The 20,008-nt window shown below is 70.2% G+C and carries 19 protein-coding genes; 10 read left to right on the forward strand and 9 right to left on the reverse strand.

Annotated elements, in window-relative coordinates; genetic code table 11:
* Nucleotides 1-16 precede the first annotated feature (16 nt).
* The 4 genes from sigM to trxA all read left to right on the forward strand — a co-directional run bounded on the left by sigM (nt 17) and on the right by trxA (nt 3,171).
* Nucleotides 17-766: an RNA polymerase sigma factor SigM gene (sigM, locus tag E4U92_RS01835; protein WP_137298455.1), complete on the forward strand. Its 750-nt coding sequence runs from the start codon at nt 17-19 to the stop codon at nt 764-766.
* The gene (locus E4U92_RS01840; RefSeq protein ID WP_137298456.1) at nt 763-1,665 is read left to right on the forward strand and encodes an anti-sigma factor family protein; all 903 of its coding nucleotides are present in this window, start codon (nt 763-765) and stop codon (nt 1,663-1,665) included. Before sigM ends, E4U92_RS01840 begins: the two co-directional genes overlap by 4 nt.
* A gap of 159 nt (nt 1,666-1,824) precedes the next feature.
* Nucleotides 1,825-2,796 carry a thioredoxin-disulfide reductase gene (trxB, locus tag E4U92_RS01845; RefSeq protein ID WP_137298457.1) on the forward strand — a complete coding sequence of 324 codons (972 nt, stop codon included), beginning with the start codon at nt 1,825-1,827 and terminating at the stop codon, nt 2,794-2,796.
* 45 nt (nt 2,797-2,841) lie between these two features.
* On the forward strand, nt 2,842-3,171 hold the full coding sequence (trxA, locus tag E4U92_RS01850; protein WP_137298458.1) for a thioredoxin: 330 nt from the start codon (nt 2,842-2,844) through the stop codon (nt 3,169-3,171).
* A gap of 110 nt (nt 3,172-3,281) precedes the next feature.
* Here the strand turns inward: trxA and E4U92_RS01855 are convergent, their stop codons facing one another.
* From E4U92_RS01855 to rpmH, 9 genes are all read right to left on the reverse strand, one after another.
* Nucleotides 3,282-3,899 (reverse strand): GNAT family N-acetyltransferase, encoded by a 618-nt coding sequence (locus E4U92_RS01855; protein ID WP_137298459.1) that lies wholly within the window; start codon nt 3,897-3,899, stop codon nt 3,282-3,284.
* A 185-nt stretch (nt 3,900-4,084) separates the two neighbouring features.
* Nucleotides 4,085-5,185, reverse strand: coding sequence for a ParB/RepB/Spo0J family partition protein (locus E4U92_RS01860; RefSeq protein WP_137298460.1), 1,101 nt, complete (start codon nt 5,183-5,185; stop codon nt 4,085-4,087).
* Entirely contained in the window at nt 5,182-6,255 is a 1,074-nt protein-coding gene (locus E4U92_RS01865) for a ParA family protein (protein ID WP_137298604.1), read from the reverse strand. Before E4U92_RS01865 ends, E4U92_RS01860 begins: the two co-directional genes overlap by 4 nt.
* Before the next feature lie 249 nt (nt 6,256-6,504).
* Complete coding sequence (gene rsmG, locus E4U92_RS01870; protein ID WP_137298461.1) at nt 6,505-7,221, reverse strand: 16S rRNA (guanine(527)-N(7))-methyltransferase RsmG; 717 nt, start codon at nt 7,219-7,221, stop codon at nt 6,505-6,507.
* A 120-nt stretch (nt 7,222-7,341) separates the two neighbouring features.
* Nucleotides 7,342-7,854, reverse strand: coding sequence for a Jag family protein (locus tag E4U92_RS01875; RefSeq protein WP_137298462.1), 513 nt, complete (start codon nt 7,852-7,854; stop codon nt 7,342-7,344).
* Nucleotides 7,855-7,869: 15 nt separating this feature from the next.
* Nucleotides 7,870-9,171, reverse strand: a complete 1,302-nt coding sequence (yidC, locus tag E4U92_RS01880; RefSeq protein ID WP_137298463.1) for a membrane protein insertase YidC — start codon at nt 9,169-9,171, stop codon at nt 7,870-7,872.
* A gap of 3 nt (nt 9,172-9,174) precedes the next feature.
* The gene (gene yidD / locus E4U92_RS01885; RefSeq protein WP_079084355.1) at nt 9,175-9,528 is read right to left on the reverse strand and encodes a membrane protein insertion efficiency factor YidD; all 354 of its coding nucleotides are present in this window, start codon (nt 9,526-9,528) and stop codon (nt 9,175-9,177) included.
* Complete coding sequence (rnpA, locus tag E4U92_RS01890; protein WP_137298464.1) at nt 9,525-9,896, reverse strand: ribonuclease P protein component; 372 nt, start codon at nt 9,894-9,896, stop codon at nt 9,525-9,527. Before rnpA ends, yidD begins: the two co-directional genes overlap by 4 nt.
* 21 nt (nt 9,897-9,917) lie before the next feature.
* Nucleotides 9,918-10,055: a 50S ribosomal protein L34 gene (gene rpmH / locus E4U92_RS01895; RefSeq protein ID WP_003956500.1), complete on the reverse strand. Its 138-nt coding sequence runs from the start codon at nt 10,053-10,055 to the stop codon at nt 9,918-9,920.
* A 396-nt stretch (nt 10,056-10,451) separates the two neighbouring features.
* Between rpmH and dnaA the strand changes: the two genes are divergently transcribed.
* From dnaA to gyrB, 6 genes are all read left to right on the forward strand, one after another.
* Nucleotides 10,452-12,548, forward strand: coding sequence for a chromosomal replication initiator protein DnaA (dnaA, locus tag E4U92_RS01900; protein ID WP_137298465.1), 2,097 nt, complete (start codon nt 10,452-10,454; stop codon nt 12,546-12,548).
* A gap of 927 nt (nt 12,549-13,475) precedes the next feature.
* Nucleotides 13,476-14,606: a DNA polymerase III subunit beta gene (gene dnaN / locus E4U92_RS01910; RefSeq protein ID WP_137298467.1), complete on the forward strand. Its 1,131-nt coding sequence runs from the start codon at nt 13,476-13,478 to the stop codon at nt 14,604-14,606.
* A gap of 190 nt (nt 14,607-14,796) precedes the next feature.
* Complete coding sequence (gene gnd, locus E4U92_RS01915; protein ID WP_137298468.1) at nt 14,797-15,672, forward strand: phosphogluconate dehydrogenase (NAD(+)-dependent, decarboxylating); 876 nt, start codon at nt 14,797-14,799, stop codon at nt 15,670-15,672.
* A gap of 34 nt (nt 15,673-15,706) precedes the next feature.
* Entirely contained in the window at nt 15,707-16,828 is a 1,122-nt protein-coding gene (gene recF, locus E4U92_RS01920; RefSeq protein ID WP_137298469.1) for a DNA replication/repair protein RecF, read from the forward strand.
* Entirely contained in the window at nt 16,825-17,355 is a 531-nt protein-coding gene (locus E4U92_RS01925) for a DciA family protein (protein WP_137298470.1), read from the forward strand. Before recF ends, E4U92_RS01925 begins: the two co-directional genes overlap by 4 nt.
* Before the next feature lie 552 nt (nt 17,356-17,907).
* Nucleotides 17,908-19,992 (forward strand): DNA topoisomerase (ATP-hydrolyzing) subunit B, encoded by a 2,085-nt coding sequence (gene gyrB, locus E4U92_RS01930; protein WP_137298471.1) that lies wholly within the window; start codon nt 17,908-17,910, stop codon nt 19,990-19,992.
* Nucleotides 19,993-20,008: the final 16 nt, after the last annotated feature.

The following is a 20,008-nucleotide window of genomic DNA, read 5'->3' on the forward strand; positions in this document are numbered from 1 at the left end:
GCGGGGAGGGGGTCCGATGGCCGAGGGCGGCGGGTACGACGGTGTGAGCGATCAGGACCTGCTCGCCCGGCACCTGCAAGGCGACCCCCATGCCTTCGGTGAGATCGTGCGACGGCACCGGGACCGGCTGTGGGCCGTCGCGCTGCGTACCCTGGGCGACCGCGAGGAGGCTGCCGACGCCGTCCAGGACGCCCTCGTCTCCGCGTACCGGGCCGCCCACACCTTCCGGGGCCACTCGGCCGTCACGACTTGGCTGCACCGGATCACCGTGAACGCCTGCCTCGACCGGGCCCGCAAGGCCGCCTCCCGCAAGACCGCCCCGGTCGACGACACCGAGCGCCTGGAACAGCTCCTGGAGCCGCACGAGTCGGCCTCGGCCCCCGCGGAGCGCAACGACCTGCACCGCCAGCTCCTGGAAGCGCTCGGCACCCTTCCCCTTGACCAGCGGGCCGCCCTCGTCCTGGTGGACATGCAGGGCTACCCGGTCGCCGAAGCCGCCCGCGTGCTCGATGTGCCGGTCGGCACGGTCAAGAGCCGCTGCGCCCGGGGCAGAGCCAGACTCCTGCCCCTGCTGACCCATCTCCGGCCCGACCGCCCCGGGCAGGACGAGAAACAAGGCGCCCACGGCGAAGAAGAACCCGGCGCGGGACGGAACCGGGCGCAGGGGACATCCGTCCCACCCGCAGCGGACCCTCGCGGTGAGGGTCCGGGTGGGGCCGGAACAGGCGACTCAGCCGCAGTGAAGGGCGGAGGTGGGCGAGCGTGACATCGACGACGGACACGACCGGGCACCCGGACGTCACCGAGATCTCCGATCTCACCGACGGCCTGCTCAGCCCGTCCCGCAGCGAGGAGATCCGCCGGCACCTGGCGGCCTGCGACCTCTGCGCCGACGTCCACGCCTCGCTGGAGGAGATCCGCGGGCTGCTCGGCACGCTTCCCGGCCCGGCCCGCATGCCGGACGACGTCGCTCAGCGCATCGATGCCGCCCTGGCCGCCGAAGCCCTGCTCGACGCCGAGGCGCTGGACCCGGCCCGGTCCTCCGAGGCGAGCGGCGTCACGGCTGATGTTTCACGTGAAACGCCGACTGTTTCACGTGAAACATCGGCGACGGCGCCCGACCGGCCGTCGGGACATGCCCGGAGTTCTTCCACCGGACCGGGCCGCAAGGAGCGCCGACGCCCCGGACGCCGCAAGATCGCTGTCCTGGGCGCCGTCTTCGGCGCGGCCGCGCTGGGCCTCGGTTCGGTGCTGGTGGCCTCGCTCAGCGGGGGCGGGGACAGCGGCACCACGGCGACCAGCACCCACGCCACCGCCGCGGACACCTTCTCCCGGAGTGCGCTGGAGCATCAGGTGACCGCTCTGCTCTCGAAGAGCCAGGGCTCCCGATCACCGCACACCCTGGGCCTGGACGGCGAGTCCGAGCCGCCCCGCGTCTTCACACAGCCCACGGTGCCCGCGTGTGTCCAGCGGGGCATCGGGCGCGAGGAGGCGGCCCTGGCCACCCAGACCGGCGTCTACGAGGGACGCGACGTGCTCCTCGTCGTGCTGCCCCACACCTCCGACAGCGGTCAGGTCACCGCCTACCTGGTGGACACGAGCTGCGTACAGCACCCCGGCGTTCATCCCAAGGTGCTGCTGGAGCGCACCTACGCCCGTCCCTGATCTTTCCCGTCCTGGAACACTGTCCCGACGGCCCCCGCCACCCTCCGTGTGCCCGGACACACCGGGAATGCACGCCCCTTAGGATCCGTTGGGTGGGGTGAGAGTTCAAGAAACTCCCACCGGTCGAACTGACGTAGACCAGAGACGAGGAATCCAGCCGTGAGCGACGTCCGAAACGTGATCATCATCGGCTCCGGGCCCGCCGGCTACACGGCGGCGCTCTACACCGCGCGCGCGTCGCTGAAGCCGCTGGTGTTCGAGGGTGCTGTCACCGCGGGTGGTGCGCTGATGAACACCACCGAGGTCGAGAACTTCCCGGGCTTCCAGGACGGCATCATGGGCCCCGAGCTCATGGACAACATGCGTGCTCAGGCGGAGCGGTTCGGCGCCGAGCTCATCCCGGACGACATCGTCTCCGTCGACCTCACCGGTGACATCAAGACCGTCACGGACACCGCCGGCACCGTCCACCGTGCCAAGGCCGTCATCGTCACGACCGGCTCGCAGCACCGCAAGCTCGGTCTGCCGAACGAGGACGCGCTCTCCGGCCGCGGTGTCTCCTGGTGTGCCACCTGTGACGGCTTCTTCTTCAAGGACCAGGACATCGCCGTGATCGGCGGCGGCGACACCGCGATGGAGGAGGCCACCTTCCTCTCGCGCTTCGCCAAGTCCGTGACCATCGTGCACCGCCGGGACACCCTGCGCGCCTCCAAGGCCATGCAGGAGCGTGCCTTCGCCGACCCGAAGATCAAGTTCGTCTGGGACAGCGAGGTCGCCGAGATCCACGGCGACCCGAAGCTGGCCGGCCTGAAGCTGCGCAACGTCAAAACCGGCGAGCTGTCCGACCTGCCGGTCACCGGCCTGTTCATCGCGATCGGCCACGACCCGCGCACCGAGCTCTTCAAGGGCCAGCTCGACCTGGACGCGGAGGGTTACCTGAAGGTCGCCGCCCCGTCCACGCGGACGAACGTGACCGGTGTCTTCGCCGCGGGCGACGTGGTCGACCACACCTACCGCCAGGCCATCACCGCTGCCGGCACCGGCTGCTCCGCCGCTCTGGACGCCGAGCGGTACCTCGCCGCCCTGGCCGACACCGAGCAGCAGGCCGAGCCCGAGAAGACCTCCGTCTGACCCCCCTTCCCGCCCCACGCACCGACCAGTGAAGGAGAGCCCGCCGTGGCCGACCTGAAGAACGTGACCGACGACTCCTTCGAGCAGGACGTGCTCAAGAGCGACAAGCCCGTCCTGGTGGACTTCTGGGCCGCTTGGTGCGGCCCGTGCCGCCAGATCGCCCCGTCGCTCGAGGCGATCGCCGCCGAGCACGGCGACAAGATCGAGATCGTCAAGCTCAACATCGACGAGAACCCGGGGATCGCGGCCAAGTACGGCGTCATGTCCATCCCGACGCTCAACGTCTACCAGAACGGCGAGGTCGCCAAGACCATCGTCGGTGCCAAGCCGAAGGCCGCGCTCCTGCGCGACCTCGAGGCGTTCTTCGCTGAGTGACGCCCGGAGCCGTCCATCGACGGCCCGATGTTTCACGTGAAACACCGTGACACACGAAGGGGCCGCCCCTGAGGGGCGGCCCCTTCGTCATCCCCGATCGGTCATCACCCTCAGAGCGGCCGGAGCGCCGGTTCCTTCTGCACCGCTCCCAGGAGCCGGTCGAGTGCCATCTCCACGTCTTCCTTCCAGGAGAGCGTGGAGCGCAGTTCCAGCCGCAACCGAGGATGGGCCGGATGGGACCGCACCGTCTTGAAGCCCACCGCGGTCAGGTGGTCGGCCGGCAGCAGACAGGCGGGCTCCTTCCACCGGGCGTCCCCGAACGCCTCGATCGCCTTGAAGCCACGCCGCAGCAGGTCCTTCGCCACCGTCTGCACCATCACCCGGCCGAGCCCCTGCCCCTGGTAGCCCGGCAGGATGAAGGCCGTGATCAGCTGCACCGCGTCCGGGGAGATCGGGCTCGTCGGGAACGCCGACGACCGGGGGACGTACGCGGGTGGGGCGTAGAGCACGAAGCCCACCGGAGCGTCGTCCACGTAGACGACCCGGCCGCAGGAGCCCCAGTCCAGCAGCACGGCGGAGATCCAGGCTTCCTTCTCCAGCGTGGCCGTGCCGCCCTTCACCGCTGCTTCGCCGCTGACGGGGTCCAGCTCCCAGAAGACGCACGAGCCGCAGCGCTGGGGGAGGTCCTGGAGGTTGTCCAGCGTGAGCGGTACGAGCCGTCGCCCCATGAAGGCTGTTCCTCGCTTCCTTCGCCCACAGCACCGCGGGCGGCCGTCGGAGCACTCCGTTCCTTGAGCGTATCCACGATGTGTTTGCGTCGAAACTGACTAAAAGCAAAGAGCGGGCCCTGTTCCGGTACACACCGGACAGGGCCCGCTCCCGGCCGGACGGTGTCCGCCCGGCCGACGTCCGATCAGGACTCCGCGTCGTCGGAGCCGCCCTCCGCGAGACCCTTGTGCAGCACCGGGCCCTCGCCCGGGGCGAGCGTGCCGAGGATCCGCTCCAGGTCCTCCATCGAGGCGAACTCGACGGTGATCTTCCCCTTCTTCTGCCCGAGGTCGACCTTCACGCGCGTCTCGAAGCGGTCCGAGAGCCGGGTGGCGAGATCGGTGAGCGCCGGGGAGACCCGGGCGCCGGCGCGCGGCCCCTTGGCCCGCTGGGCCGACTGCGGCCGCGACCCCATCAGGGTCACGATCTCCTCCACGGACCGCACCGACAGCCCCTCGGCCACGATGCGGTGCGCCAGCCTGTCCTGCTCCTCCGGGTCGTTCACGGACAGCAGCGCTCGCGCGTGCCCGGCCGAGAGCACTCCGGCCGCCACCCGACGCTGCACGGCCGGCGACAGCTTCAGCAGGCGCAGCGTGTTGGAGACCTGCGGACGGGAGCGTCCGATGCGGTCCGCCAACTGGTCATGGGTGCAGTTGAAGTCCTTCAGCAACTGCTCGTAGGCGTTCGCCTCTTCGATCGGGTTGAGCTGGGCCCGGTGAAGGTTCTCCAGGAGCGCGTCCAGGAGAAGCTTCTCGTCGTCCGTCTCCCGGACGATCGCCGGGATCGCCTCCAGCCCCGCCTCGCGGCTGGCCCGCAGACGCCGCTCGCCCATGATGAGCTCGTAGCGCTCGGGGCCGAGCTGCCGTACGACGACGGGCTGGAGGAGGCCGACCTCCTTGATGGAGGTGATCAGTTCGGCGAGCGCGTCCTCGTCGAAGACCTCACGCGGCTGACGCGGGTTGGGCGTGATGGCGTCGAGAGGGATCTCCGCGAAGTGCGCACCCACGGGAGGTGCGGGAACCTCCGCGGCGCTGCTCGTCGACGGCCCCTCTGGTGTTTCACGTGGAACAGGCGGCAGCGTCGCCACCCTGGCCGCGGCCACCCCGCGGTCCGTCAGTACCGGGACGGCAGCCGGGGACACGGGCGCGCCGCCTCCCACCGCTGCCGCGGCCGGGTTCTTCTCCGTCGGAGCAGCAGGGATCAACGCGCCGAGCCCACGGCCCAACCCCCTCCGTCGCTCGCTCACTGGATCCCCTCCACCATGCTCGGATTGTTCTGGGCGCCGATGTGGGCGTGGGTGGCGTCGTAGCTGACGCCGACACCCTTCAGCGCGATCTCTCGTGCCGCCTCAAGGTAGGACAGGGCGCCGCTCGATCCGGGATCGTAGGTCAGCACGGTCTGTCCGTAGCTCGGTGCCTCGGAGATGCGGACGGAGCGGGGAATGCTCGTCCGCAGCACTTCGTCACCGAAGTGGGTGCGCACCTCTTCCGCGACCTGGGAGGCGAGGCGCGTCCGGCCGTCGTACATGGTGAGCAGGATGGTCGACACGTGCAGGTGGGGGTTGAGGTGCCCCCGTACCAGGTCGACGTTGCGCAGGAGCTGTCCCAGGCCCTCCAGCGCGTAGTACTCGCACTGGATCGGGATGAGGACCTCGGCCCCCGCCACGAGGGCGTTGACGGTCAGCAGGCCGAGGGAGGGCGGGCAGTCGATGAGGATGTAGTCAAGGGGCTGCTCGTACGCCTGGATCGCTCGCTGGAGCCGGCTCTCGCGGGCCACCAGGGACACCAGCTCGATCTCCGCACCGGCGAGATCGATCGTGGCGGGAGCGCAGAAGAGGCCTTCGACGTCGGGGACCGGCTGGACGACCTCGGAAAGGGGCCTGCTGTCCACCAGCACGTCGTAGATCGAGGGAACTTCGGCGTGGTGGTCGATCCCGAGAGCCGTGGACGCGTTGCCCTGCGGGTCGAGGTCGACCACCAGGACCCGGCCCCCGTGCAGGGCCAGGGACGCAGCAAGGTTCACGGTGGTCGTGGTCTTGCCGACCCCGCCCTTCTGGTTGGCGACCACGATCACGCGCGTCTGCTCGGGCCGCGGCAGGCCCTCGCCGGCACGGCCCAGAGCCTCTACCGCCAGTTGGGCAGCACGACCGATCGGAGTGTCGTCCATCGGGGGCGGCGTTTCACGTGAAACATCCTCCCCCATCGACTCGGTACGGGGACCGGGGACCGGATCGGTCATCGGTCCCGCGATGTTGGCGTCGGACCGCAAGGATTCACTCTCCTCGACTTCAGGCTCGCAATGAACAGAGCCTCCCATGCCTTCGGGGTCATGAACCAGTGAGGCCTGGTGTTCTGTGGAGAAATCCACCTCTGTGGACAACTCCGCCCCCTCATCGAGGGACCCGAGGGGCTTGCGGTCGCGGGGGTCGGCCGCGGCGCGGCCCCGACTGATGATGCCGTGCAGCAGTGAGCGACGTTTCACGTGAAACACGATGCACAGCGCCGACGACCGAACTCTCGCGACACTCCGTCAGACACGGGTGGGGCAGCTTGTGTGGAGTACGGGTCAGCGTCGGCGCCGCGTCCGTCCGGTCCGTGCGGCCTTCGCCCGCTTGGCCGCGAAGCGCACCCCGCCCGGGCTCTCCCCGACCTCGACCCGGACGACCGTGGACAGGGGATCCACGACGCCCTCGCCCACCTGGACGATGGAGGTGTCGACGGCGCCGAGCTTGCTCAGGGCGGTCGTCGCACTCTTCAGCTCTTCCTCCGCCGTGTCCCCCTTGAGGGCGAGCATCTCGCCGTAGGGACGCAGCAGCGGGACGCCCCAGGTGGCCAGCCGGTCCAGGGGCGCCACGGCGCGGGCCGTCACCACGTGGACCGGGGTGAGCTTGCCCATGACCTCCTCGGCGCGGCCGCGCATCACGGTCACGTGGTCCAGGCCGAGCAGCTCGACGACCTCGGTGAGGAAGTTGGTGCGGCGCAACAGCGGCTCCAACAGCGTGATCTTCAAATCCTCCCGGACGAGCGCCAGGGGGATGCCGGGGAGTCCGGCCCCGGAGCCGACGTCGCACACGGTCACGCCCTCGGGCACGACCTCGGAGAGCACCGCGCAGTTCAGCAGGTGCCGCTCCCACAGGCGGGGCACCTCCCGCGGGCCGATCAGCCCGCGCTGCACGCCTGCCTCGGCCAGCAGCTCGGCGTACCGGACCGCATCAGCGAAGCGATCACCGAATACCTCGCGAGCCTGCTCGGGCGCAGGGGGGAGCTCCGCTGCCTCCGTCACGGGGACCGTCCTTCCGTACCGCACCGGCGCTTCTCACGCCGGTCATCAGAACTATCAGGCTGACAAAGAGCGGCCCCGTCTGCGCAACAGACGGGGCCGCGGGGTGGTGCAGGTACCGCGTCAGTTGGGGAGCACGACGACGAAGCGCTGCGGCTCCTCGCCCTCGGACTCGCTGCGCAGGCCCGCCGCCTTCACCGCGTCATGGACGACCTTGCGCTCGAACGGCGTCATCGGCTTCAGCCTGACCGGCTCGCCGCTGTTCTTCGCGTCGGCCGCTGCCTTGGCGCCCAGCTCCGAGAGCTCGGTGCGCTTCGTGGCGCGGTAGCCCCCGATGTCCAGCATCAGCCGGCTGCGGTCGCCGGTCTCCCGGTGCACGGCCAGGCGCGTCAGCTCCTGAAGCGCCTCCAGCACCTCGCCGTCGCGGCCGACCAGCTTCTGGAGGTCGCGGCTGCCCGTGTCGCTGATGATCGACACAGAGGCGCGGTCGGCCTCGACATCCATGTCGATGTCGCCGTCGAGGTCGGCGATGTCCAGCAGACCCTCGAGGTAGTCCGCCGCGATCTCGCCCTCCTGCTCCAGGCGGGTCAGGGCGTCTGCACCCTCGGCGGCAGCGGAGGTGGTGCCTTCCGTCACGGGATGGGCTCCTTCTTACTTCTTGGACGGGGACTTGGGGCGCTGCGGGCCACCCTTGCGCTGCCCGGACTGCGCCTTGCTGCGGCCGCTGCCGGTCTTGGCGGCGGGCTGCTTGGCGGTGGGCTGCTTCGGGGCGGCCTGCGGGGCAGCGGCGGCAGGCGGCTCGTCGTCCTGCGGCTCGTCGGTCTTGGACAGCGAGAGGGCGGACTCGCCGGCCGCCTTGACGCCGGACTGGCGCTGCGACTTGGACTGCCGCTTGGGCTGCTGGCGCTTGGCGGCGGCCGCGGTGGTGGTCCCACCGTCCTCCGTGCCCTCGACGGCCCGGGCCTCGCTCTTGACGATGGTGCCGTCCGCCTGGGCGGCGAAACCCGCCTTGCTCAGCCCGTTGATGAACTTGCGCTCGGCCTCGTTGCGGTCGCGGCCCTTGGCGACGATGGCCTTGACGATGGCGCGCTCGCCCCGTCCGCGGGTGCCGCCGTGGTGCGTGACGCGCTTGTACAGGCGCTCCAGGTACGCGGCCTGGGCCTTCGAACCCGGCGTCGGGTTGTTGTGGATGACGTACATCTGCTGGCCCATGGTCCACACGTTGGTGGTCAGCCAGTAGACGAGGACACCGACGGGGAAGTTGATGCCGAAGATGGCGAACATGATGGGGAAGACGTACATCAGCATCTTCTGCTGCTGCATGAACGGGGTCTTCACCGAGGTGTCGACGTTCTTCGTCATCAGCTGGCGCTGGGTGAAGAACTGCGAGGCCGACATCAGGACGATCATGATGACGGTCACGACCCGCACGTCCGTCACCGAGGCACCGAGGGCCTCGATGGTGGAGGAGCCGTCCTTGAACTTGGCGGCGAGCGGGGCGCCGAAGATGTGCGCCTTACGGGCGCTCTCCAGCAGCGAGTCGTTGATGACACCGATGGTCTTGCCCGACGCGATGCCGTTGAGCACGTGGTACAGGGCGAAGAAGAACGGGGACTGCGCCAGGATGGGAAGGCACGAGGAGAGCGGGTTGGTGCCCGTCTCCTTGTACAGCTTCATCATCTCTTCGGACTGGCGCTGCTTGTCGTTCTTGTAGCGCTCCTGGATCTTCTTCATCTCGGGCTGCAGCGTCTGCATGGCCCGGGTCGCCTTGATCTGCTTCACGAAGAGCGGGATCAGGCAGATGCGGATCAGGATCACCAGGGACACGATGGACAGGCCCCAGGCCCATCCGGTGTCCGGACCGAAGACGGCGCCGTACACCTTGTGGAACTGGACGATGACCCAGGAGACGGGTGTCGTGATGAAACTGAAGAGGCTGGCAATCGTGTCCACTAATCATGCTCCTTGGGCATGGGACGGTGTCTCTGCGGCCGGGCTCGGGGAACGATTGTCCCCGGTGGCCGTTTCGGCGGCGGAGGGCCCGCCCCTGCGTGCACGCCAGGCGTCGCGCAGCATCTCGTGCCACCGCGGACGCTTGCGCGGTGGCACATGGTCCACACCGCCGAGCGACCACGGATTGCACCGGAGGATCCGCCAGGCGGTGAGCGCCGTTCCCTTGATCGCGCCGTGCCGGTCGATGGCCGTGTAGCCGTAGTGGGAGCACGACGGGTAGTACTTGCAGACCGGCCCCAGCAGAGGACTGATCGTCCACTGGTACAGCTTGATCAGAGCCAGCAGCGGGTACTTCATCGCGCGCCCCCTCCCAGCAGCCGTTGAAGGGCGGCATCAAGGTCTTGGGCCAGCTGTGCATGGTCGGCGTCGCCCGCGCCGGGCAGCGCTCGTACGACTACCAGGCTACCGGGCGGGAAAAGGGCGACTCGGTCACGCAGGAGATGCCGCAGTCGGCGCTTGACCGTGTTGCGCACGACGGCGCCGCCCACGGCCTTGCTCACGACGAAACCCGCACGCGTCGGGGGAGCGCTCTCCCCAGGCGCGTGCGGGTCCGTGGCACCGCTTCGTAGGTGGACGACGAGCGTCGGGCGTCCGGCCCGGCGCCCCCGTCGTACCGCGGTCGCGAAGTCCTCGCGCCGCCTCAGCCGGTTCTCGGTGGGCAGCACGACGGCATGACCTGACCGGGATCAGGCGGACAGACGGGCGCGACCCTTGCTACGGCGGGACGCGAGGATCGCGCGGCCGGCACGGGTGCGCATACGCAGCCGGAAGCCGTGGGTCTTCGCGCGACGACGGTTGTTCGGCTGGAAGGTGCGCTTGCTCACTCGGGGGCTCCAGAAAAGAATCGGTAGTGGCGGGGTGCCGTCCTGGCTGTCACCGTGCGCCCACGAGTAGCTCGCGTCACGCCCGAGTGCACCGCTTCCCGATCACCTTCAGCGATCTGTGCCCATCGGAGGCAGGCGGCAGCAGCCATCGACAACTCGACCTGGTTACGGTACGCGCGGCTACGCCATCCGGTCAAACCGGCGGCCCTCGGGGGACACTGTCCACAGCCTGGGGACAACAACTTGAACCGTACCCGCCGCGCTGACTACCGTGGCTGAACTCCGATTCGTTCCCTTGTGACCCGCACCAGCGGATGAGTCCCCGCCGTCCACCCGACAACATCCCGACCCGTCCCACGATCACACGAACGTGGGACCTGTGAGAGAGCGTGCCCTGTGGCTGACGTACCTGCCGATCTTGCCGCAGTGTGGCCACGCGTACTGGAGCAGCTCCTCGGGGAAGGGCGCGGCCAGGGTGTCGAGGTGAAGGACGAGCACTGGCTGCGGCGCACCCAGCCGCTGGCGCTGGTCGCGGACACCGCGCTGCTCGCCGTGCCGAACGAGTTCGCCAAGAACGTGCTGGAGGGCCGGCTCGCGCCGATCGTCAGCGAGTCGCTGACCCGTGAGTGCGGCCGTCCGATCCGTATCGCGATCACCGTCGACGACTCCGCGGGCGAGCCCCCGGCCCCGCCTGCGCCCTCCACGCAGCAGCAGCGCTACGACGACCAGTCGGCCCAGGCGTCCCAGCCGTCCCAGTCGGCCCAGCCCGAGCTGCCGACCGGCCCCTACGACACCTCCTACGACGGGGGCCGCGGCAACCACGCCGGCCGCAGCTCGTACGAGACGTCCTACGACGGCCCGTACGAGGGGTACGGCAGGCACCGCGCGGAACCCCGGCCCGGGCCGCCCGGCGACCAGCAGCACGGCGGGCACGACCAGCGCACCGGTGGACGTGACCAGCACTCCGGCGGACGGGACCCGCACACGGGCGGGCGGGACCAGCGTCCCGGTGGGCGCGACCAGCTTCCCTCGGCCCGGCCGGCCTACCCCTCGGAGTACCAGCGCCCCGAGCCGGGCGCCTGGCCGCGGGCCCAGCAGGACGACTACGGCTGGCAGCAGCAGCGCCTCGGCTTCCCCGAGCGCGACCCGTACGCCTCGCCCAACCAGGACGGCTACGGCGGCCCCTCCGGACGGGACTCCTACGACGCCCCCTCCGCGGACTACCGCCCGCAGCCGCCGGAGCGGCCCGGGTACGAGTCGCCGTACGACAAGCCGCGCGGCGACTACGAGCCGTCGCGGGACTACGACCAGCGCGACGGCGGCCGGCGCGAGCTGTCCGAGCAGGGCGGCGGACCGGGCCACCGCGGCAGTCACGGCGCCCCCGTGCCGCCCTCCGGCGGGGCCGGCGCACCCGGATCGTCGGCCGCCCCGCCCGCGCCGTCCGGCGGGCCCGGCGAGCCCACCGCGCGCCTGAACCCCAAGTACCTCTTCGACACGTTCGTCATCGGCGCGTCCAACCGCTTCGCGCACGCGGCCGCGGTGGCCGTCGCCGAGGCGCCCGCCAAGGCGTACAACCCGCTGTTCATCTACGGCGAGTCCGGGCTGGGCAAGACGCACCTGCTGCACGCCATCGGGCACTACGCGCGCAGCCTGTACCCCGGCACGCGCGTGCGGTACGTGAGCTCGGAGGAGTTCACCAACGAGTTCATCAACTCCATCCGCGACGGCAAGGGCGACAGCTTCCGCAAGCGCTACCGCGAGATGGACATCCTGCTCGTCGACGACATCCAGTTCCTCGCGGACAAGGAGTCGACGCAGGAGGAGTTCTTCCACACCTTCAACACGCTCCACAACGCCAACAAGCAGATCGTGCTCTCCAGCGACCGGCCGCCCAAGCAGCTCGTGACGCTGGAGGACCGGCTGCGCAACCGCTTCGAGTGGGGCCTGATCACCGACGTCCAGCCGCCCGAGCTGGAGACGCGCATCGCGATCCTGCGCAAGAAGGCGGTCCAGGAGCAGCTCAACGCGCCGCCCGAGGTACTGGAGTTCATCGCGTCCCGCATCTCGCGCAACATCCGCGAGCTGGAGGGCGCGCTGATCCGGGTGACGGCGTTCGCCTCGCTCAACCGGCAGCCGGTGGACCTGGGCCTGACCGAGATCGTCCTGAAGGACCTGATCCCGGGCGGCGAGGACTCGGCGCCGGAGATCACGTCGACGGCCATCATGGGCGCCACGGCGGACTACTTCGGGCTGACCGTCGAGGACCTGTGCGGCACCTCGCGCGGGCGCGCGCTGGTGACCGCCCGGCAGATCGCCATGTACCTGTGCCGTGAGCTGACGGACCTGTCGCTGCCGAAGATCGGCGCGCTGTTCGGCGGCCGGGACCACACGACGGTCATGCACGCCGACCGCAAGATCCGCAATCTGATGGCCGAGCGGCGGTCGATCTACAACCAGGTGACCGAGCTGACGAACCGGATCAAGAACGGCTGAGGCCACCGGCGGATCCACGGCACGTGAGGCGCTCCCGGAGGGTTCCGGGAGCGCCTTTTCCGTGCTCCGGACGTCCCGGGACACGTCTGTTCCGTGCCCCGGCCGTCCCCGGACGCGTCCGGGGGCCGTACCCCCGCCGCACCGGCTGTTCGATTACGTCCCTGGTCACGGCCCCCCTCCACAGATTCGGTGACTTTCTCCCGTCCACAGACTGGGGACCGCGGAGTTGTCCCGATCGTGTCCACAGGGCCGGCTGTTGAGGGACCATCAGACGAGGTCAGGTGGCTGTGGATCCGTGGACGAAGGATCTCCACAGACTGTGGACGACGCCGTGATCCACAGGCTGTGCGCAAAGTTGTCCACGGGCCGCCCACAGGCTGGGGCCGGTTGTCCCCAGCGATCCCCGGCTTCTCCACATGGCTGTCCACTGTTCGGCAACCCGGCGCGCCTCCTCACCGTGTCGAGTGAAAGGCGTCACACGAAGGTGCCGGGTTGGGCTGTGGGAAAGGCGGGTAAACCTGGGGACGCCGCTGGGGAGAAGTCGCCCCGGCCTGTGCACGGGGTGTGCAGAACTTTCCGTTCTCCACAGCAGCCCCGAGTTGTCCACCGGCTCCGCCCACAGGCACCGTGGACAAAAAACCGCCCCTGAGCTGGGCAAACGAGGTTATCCACGGTTTCCACAGGCCCTACTACTACTCCCGACAAGTAAGAGCCCGGAAATCGCTTCGAAGGGGGTCCTGTGCACAACTCGCCCTCCGGCGCCCGGCTGCCCCTCGTCACGACTTGACCCCGAGAGGCACCGACTGTCAGTGCGGTGCGTCAGACTGGTCCCCGGTGTCCTTCCCGACCCAGGGAGCCGCGACACCCAGACAGACGACGAAGCGAAGCAGGGCGAGAAGCGCCGGCAACAGCAGGAGGCGGCTTACGGTGAAGATCCGGGTGGAACGCGACGTACTCGCGGAGGCAGTGGCCTGGGCGGCGCGCAGCCTCCCGGCCCGTCCGCCGGCGCCGGTCCTCGCCGGCCTGCTGCTGAAGGCCGAGGACGGCCAGCTCAGCCTGTCGAGCTTCGACTACGAGGTCTCGGCCCGGGTGAGCGTCGAGGCGGAGGTCGAGGAGGAGGGCACGGTCCTCGTCTCCGGCCGGCTGCTCGCCGACATCTCCCGCGCCCTCCCCAACCGGCCGGTGGAGATCTCCACAGACGGTGTACGGGCGACGGTGGTCTGTGGATCCTCGCGGTTCACGCTCCACACCCTGCCGGTGGAGGAGTACCCGGCGCTGCCGCAGATGCCGAACGCCACGGGCACCGTCCCCGGCGAGGTCTTCGCGGCCGCCGTCTCCCAGGTGGCCATCGCGGCCGGCCGGGACGACACGCTGCCCGTGCTGACCGGTGTGCGCATCGAGATCGAGGGCGACACGGTCACGCTGGCCTCCACCGACCGCTACCGCTTCGCGGTCCGCGAGTTCCTGTGGAAGCCGGAGAACCCGGACGCGTCCGCGGTCGCCCTGGTGCCCGCCAAGACGCTGCTGGACACCGCCAAGGCCCTCGGCGCCGGTGACACCGTCACGCTGGCGCTGTCGGGCTCCGGCGCCGGTGAGGGCCTGATCGGCTTCGAGGGGGCCGGCCGGCGCACGACCACGCGCCTGCTCGAGGGCGACCTGCCGAAGTACCGCACGCTCTTCCCGACCGAGTTCAACTCGGTCGCCGTGATCGAGACCGCGCCCTTCGTGGAGGCCGTCAAGCGTGTCGCGCTGGTGGCCGAGCGCAACACCCCGGTGCGGCTGAGCTTCGAGCAGGGCGTGCTGATCCTGGAGGCCGGCTCCAGCGACGACGCACAGGCTGTGGAAAGGGTCGACGCCCAGCTCGAGGGCGACGACATCTCGATCGCCTTCAACCCGACGTTCCTGCTGGACGGCCTGAGCGCGATCGACTCCCCGGTGGCGCAGCTGTCGTTCACCACGTCCACCAAGCCGGCGCTGCTGAGCGGCCGGCCCGCCCTGGACGCGGAGGCGGACGACGCCTACAAGTACCTGATCATGCCGGTGCGGCTCAGCGGCTGACGTCGTCCACAGGTGTGCACGGTGCCGGTCCGCCCCTGTGGGTGACCGGCACCGCGGCAGCACGGAAGCCACAGGTCAGGCGCCACGTCTGAGCGCGTATGCCCACAGCTGTGCACAACCCTGTGGGATTAGGCTCATACGGCGGCACGAGGGTGCCGCACACGCCCCAGCGACCTAAGGAACACAACTGATGGAGCTCGGTCTCGTCGGCCTCGGCAAGATGGGCGGCAACATGCGCGAGCGGATACGCCGCGCGGGCCACACCGTCATCGGGTACGACCGCAACGCGGACGTCGCGGATGTCCACAGCCTGGAAGAACTCGTGGGCAAGCTCAGCGCCCCGCGCGTGGTCTGGGTGATGGTCCCGGCGGGCGAGCCCACCCAGTCCACCGTCGACCAGCTCGCCGAGCTGCTGGAGCCCGGCGACGTGGTCGTCGACGGCGGCAACTCCCGCTGGACGGACGACGAGAAGCACGCCGAGCAGCTGGCCGCCCGCGGCATCGGCTTCGTCGACTGCGGCGTCTCCGGGGGCGTGTGGGGCCTGGAGAACGGCTACGCGCTGATGTACGGCGGCGAGGCGGCGGACGTCGCCAAGGTGCAGCCGGTGTTCGACGCGCTCAAGCCCGAGGGCGACTTCGGCTCGGTACACGCCGGCAAGGTCGGCGCCGGGCACTTCGCGAAGATGGTCCACAACGGCATCGAGTACGCGATGATGCAGGCCTACGCCGAGGGCTGGGAGCTGCTGGAGAAGGTCGACTCCGTGGAGAACGTCCGCGAGGTCTTCCGCTCCTGGCAGGAAGGGACCGTCATCCGGTCCTGGCTCCTCGACCTCGCCGTCAACGCCCTCGACGACGACGAGCACCTGGACGGGCTCCGGGGTTATGCACAGGACTCCGGTGAGGGACGCTGGACGGTGGAGGCCGCCATCGACAACGCCGTGCCGCTGCCCGCGATCACGGCCTCGCTCTTCGCGCGGTTCGCGTCCCGCCAGGATGACTCGCCGCAGATGAAGATGATCGCCGCGCTGCGCAACCAGTTCGGCGGGCACGCGGTCGAGAAGAAGTAAGCAGCACCACAGCTGGGGAGGTCGGCACCCGACCATGCACGTCACGCACCTGTCGCTGGCCGACTTCCGCTCGTACGCCCGGGTCGAGGTCCCGCTCGACCCGGGCGTCACGGCCTTCGTCGGGCCCAACGGACAGGGCAAGACGAACCTCGTCGAGGCCGTCGGCTACCTCGCCACCCTGGGCAGCCACCGGGTGTCCTCCGACGCGCCGCTGGTGCGCATGGGCGCCGAGCGCGCCGTGATCCGGGCCCAGGTCCGCCAGGGCGAGCGGCAGCAGCTCGTCGAGCTGGAGCTGAACCCGGGCCGCGCCAACCGGGCCCGCATCAACCGGTCCTCGCAGGTCAGACCCCGGGACGTGCTGGGGATCGTACGGACCGTGCTGTTCGCGCCCGAGGACCTCGCACTGGTGAAGGGGGACCCCGGGGAGCGGCGGCGGTTCCTGGACGAGCTGATCACCGCGCGCTCGCCGCGCATGGCGGGCGTGCGGTCGGACTACGAGCGGGTGCTCAGGCAGCGCAACACCCTGCTGAAGTCGGCCGCGCTGGCCCGCCGGCACGGCGGGCGGTCCATGGACCTGTCCACGCTGGACGTGTGGGACCAGCACCTGGCGCGGGCCGGGGCCGAGCTGCTCGCCCAGCGGCTCGACCTGATCGCGGCGCTGCAGCCGCTGGCCGACAAGGCGTACGAGCAGCTCGCGCCGGGCGGCGGTCCGGTCGCCCTGGAGTACCGGCCGTCCGCGCCGGGCGAGGCACACACGCGTGAGGAGCTGTACGAGCAGCTCACGGCGGCGCTCGTCGAGGCCCGCAAGCAGGAGATCGAGCGGGGCGTGACCCTGGTGGGCCCGCACCGCGACGACCTGCTGCTCAAGCTGGGGCAGCTCCCCGCCAAGGGGTACGCCTCGCACGGCGAGTCCTGGTCGTACGCCCTGGCGCTGCGGCTGGCCTCCTACGACCTGCTGCGGGCCGAGGGCAACGAGCCGGTGCTGGTCCTGGACGACGTCTTCGCCGAACTGGACACCCGGCGCCGGGAGCGGCTGGCGGAGCTGGTGGCGCCCGGTGAGCAGGTGCTGGTGACGGCCGCGGTCGACGACGACGTACCGCACGTGCTGAGCGGTGCCCGGTACGCGGTGTCCGACGGAACGGTGGAGCGTGTATGACGGCCCAGGAGCCCGGCGGGAAGCCCGAGCAGTCCGGCGTCGACCTCGCGCGCGTGGCGCTGCGGGCGGCGCGCGAACAGGCCCGCGCGCGGGGCGACGCGGCGCGGCAGAAGAAGCAGGCGCGGCGCGGGGGCGGCCTGCGCTCCGGCGCGCGGGCGGACGGACGCGACCCCATGGCGCTGGGCGCCGCGATCAACCGGCTGCTCACCGAGCGCGGCTGGGAGGCGCCGGCCGCGGTCGGCGGGGTGATGGGCCGCTGGCCGCAGATCGTCGGCGAGGACGTGGCCAAGCACTGCGTGCCCGAGCGCTACGACGAGGACGAGCGGGTGCTGGTGGTGCGCTGCGACTCCACGGCCTGGGCGACGAACCTGCGCCTTCTCGCGCCCACCCTGGTCGCCCGCCTGAACGAGGACCTGGGGCACGGCGCGGTGCGGCAGATCAAGGTGCAGGGGCCCGCCGGCCCCGCCCGCCGCTACGGCCCGCTGCGCGCCCCCGGCAGCAAGGGGCCGGGCGACACCTACGGGTGACACGGCGCCCGAGTCGCCCCCGCGCGGCCCCCACGCGTGCGTGAGCGCCCCGGGGCGGCCCCGTACGGGCGTGATCTGCGTCACGCAGGGAGTGGCTGAGGCGCGCTCCCCGCGGGCCCTAGGACGGCAGGGACGGTTCCTTTGAACCGTCCCTGCCGTCGTTTCGTACGACCGGAAGCGGGCCGGCGCACCCCGGGTGGTGCGCCGCGGGCCCGCGCGCCCCACAGAACACCAGGTCAAACCGCCGCACACGGGTGCGAATCCCGGAGTGACTCCGCAGTAGCCAAGGGTTGACAGCCGGAAGCGCTGAGTGCCGCCGTGAGCCTCTTGGAGCCCCCATCCGCATATCGGGAGTCGGGAGAGGCCGGTTCAGGGCGGCACATGCGGACTCAGGTACCGGCAAACCCCCATCGCTGTCAGTGGTACCGGTAGACTGGAAGCAATCCCGCCCCAACCGTGGGGACCGCCCGGGAAAAGCTGAGCAACGCTGATCAAGGCTTACCAACGCACCATGCCGCAGCCGCTCCGGCACCCCGCCGACGAGCCTGGCTTGTGCTGTGCCAGAAAGGGCGCTTCGTGGCCGATTCCGGCAACCCCAACGAGAACATCCCGTCCACCGACGAAGGCGCGACCGCCGCGGCCGTCCCGGCCGCCGGCGAGGCAACGACCTCGTACGACGCGAGCGCCATCACCGTCCTCGAGGGCCTGGACGCAGTCCGCAAGCGACCCGGTATGTACATCGGCTCGACCGGCGAGCGCGGCCTGCACCACCTCGTGTACGAGGTCGTCGACAACTCCGTCGACGAGGCGCTGGCCGGGTACGCGGACACGATCGACGTGACGATCCTCGCCGACGGCGGCGTGCGCGTCGTCGACAACGGCCGTGGCATCCCCGTGGGCATCGTCCCCTCCGAGGGCAAGCCGGCCGTCGAGGTCGTGCTGACCGTGCTGCACGCGGGCGGCAAGTTCGGCGGCGGCGGCTACGCCGTCTCCGGCGGTCTGCACGGCGTCGGCGTCTCGGTCGTGAACGCCCTGTCGAACCGGGTGTCGGTCGAGGTCAGGACGGACGGCCACCGCTGGACGCAGGACTACAAGACGGGCGTGCCGACGGCTCCGCTGGCCCAGCACGAGGCCACCGAGGAGACCGGCACCTCGGTGACCTTCTGGGCCGACCCGGAGATCTTCGAGACCACCGAGTACTCGTTCGAGACGCTCTCCCGGCGCTTCCAGGAGATGGCGTTCCTCAACAAGGGCCTGACCATCCGGCTCACCGACGAGCGCGAGTCGGCGAAGGCCACGGCCGGCGCGGACGAGGCGGGCGCGGACGAGAAGGACGAGCCGAAGACGGTCACGTACCACTACGAGGGCGGCATCGTCGACTTCGTGAAGTACCTCAACTCCCGCAAGGGAGACGTGGTGCACCCCACCGTGGTGTCGCTGGAGGCCGAGGACAAGGACAAGAGCCTGTCCCTCGAGGTCGCCATGCAGTGGAACTCGGGCTACAGCGAGGGTGTGTACTCCTTCGCCAACATCATCCACACCCACGAGGGCGGTACGCACGAGGAGGGCTTCCGGGCCGCGCTGACCTCGCTGATCAACAAGTACGCGCGCGACAAGAAGCTGCTGCGCGAGAAGGACGACAACCTCACGGGTGACGACATCCGCGAGGGCCTGACGGCGATCATCTCGGTCAAGCTGAGCGAGCCGCAGTTCGAGGGCCAGACGAAGACCAAGCTGGGCAACACGGAGGCCAAGACCTTCGTGCAGAAGGCGGTCTACGAGCACCTCAACGACTGGCTGGACCGCAACCCGGTCGAGGCCGCCGACATCATCCGCAAGGGCATCCAGGCGGCCACCGCGCGCGTGGCGGCCCGCAAGGCGCGCGACCTGACCCGTCGCAAGGGCCTGCTGGAGACCGCCTCCCTGCCGGGCAAGCTGGCCGACTGCCAGTCCAACGACCCGGCCAAGTGCGAGATCTTCATCGTCGAGGGCGACTCCGCCGGCGGCTCGGCCAAGTCCGGCCGCAACCCGCAGTACCAGGCGATCCTCCCGATCCGCGGCAAGATCCTCAACGTCGAGAAGGCGCGGATCGACAAGATCCTGCAGAACCAGGAGATCCAGGCGCTGATCTCCGCCTTCGGCACGGGCGTGCACGAGGACTTCGACATCGAGAAGCTCCGCTATCACAAGATCATCCTGATGGCGGACGCCGACGTCGACGGCCAGCACATCAGCACCCTGCTGCTGACGTTCCTGTTCCGCTTCATGCGGCCGCTGGTCGAGGCCGGGCACGTGTACCTGTCGCGCCCCCCGCTCTACAAGATCAAGTGGGGCCGGGACGACATCGAGTACGCCTACTCCGACCGCGAGCGCGACGCCCTGATCGAGATGGGCCGGCAGCGCGGCAAGCGCGTGCGCGAGGACTCCATCCAGCGCTTCAAGGGCCTCGGCGAGATGAACGCCGAGGAGCTGCGCGTGACCACCATGGACCAGGAGCACCGCGTCCTCGGCCAGGTCACCCTCGACGACGCCGCCCAGGCCGACGAGCTGTTCTCGGTCCTGATGGGCGAGGACGTCGAGGCCCGCCGCCAGTTCATCCAGCGCAACGCCAAGGACGTCCGCTTCCTCGACATCTGAGTCGGTCTCAGCTGAC

Origin of the sequence: Streptomyces galbus (assembly GCF_005280195.1) — a bacterium.
Lineage (GTDB): Bacteria > Actinomycetota > Actinomycetes > Streptomycetales > Streptomycetaceae > Streptomyces > Streptomyces galbus.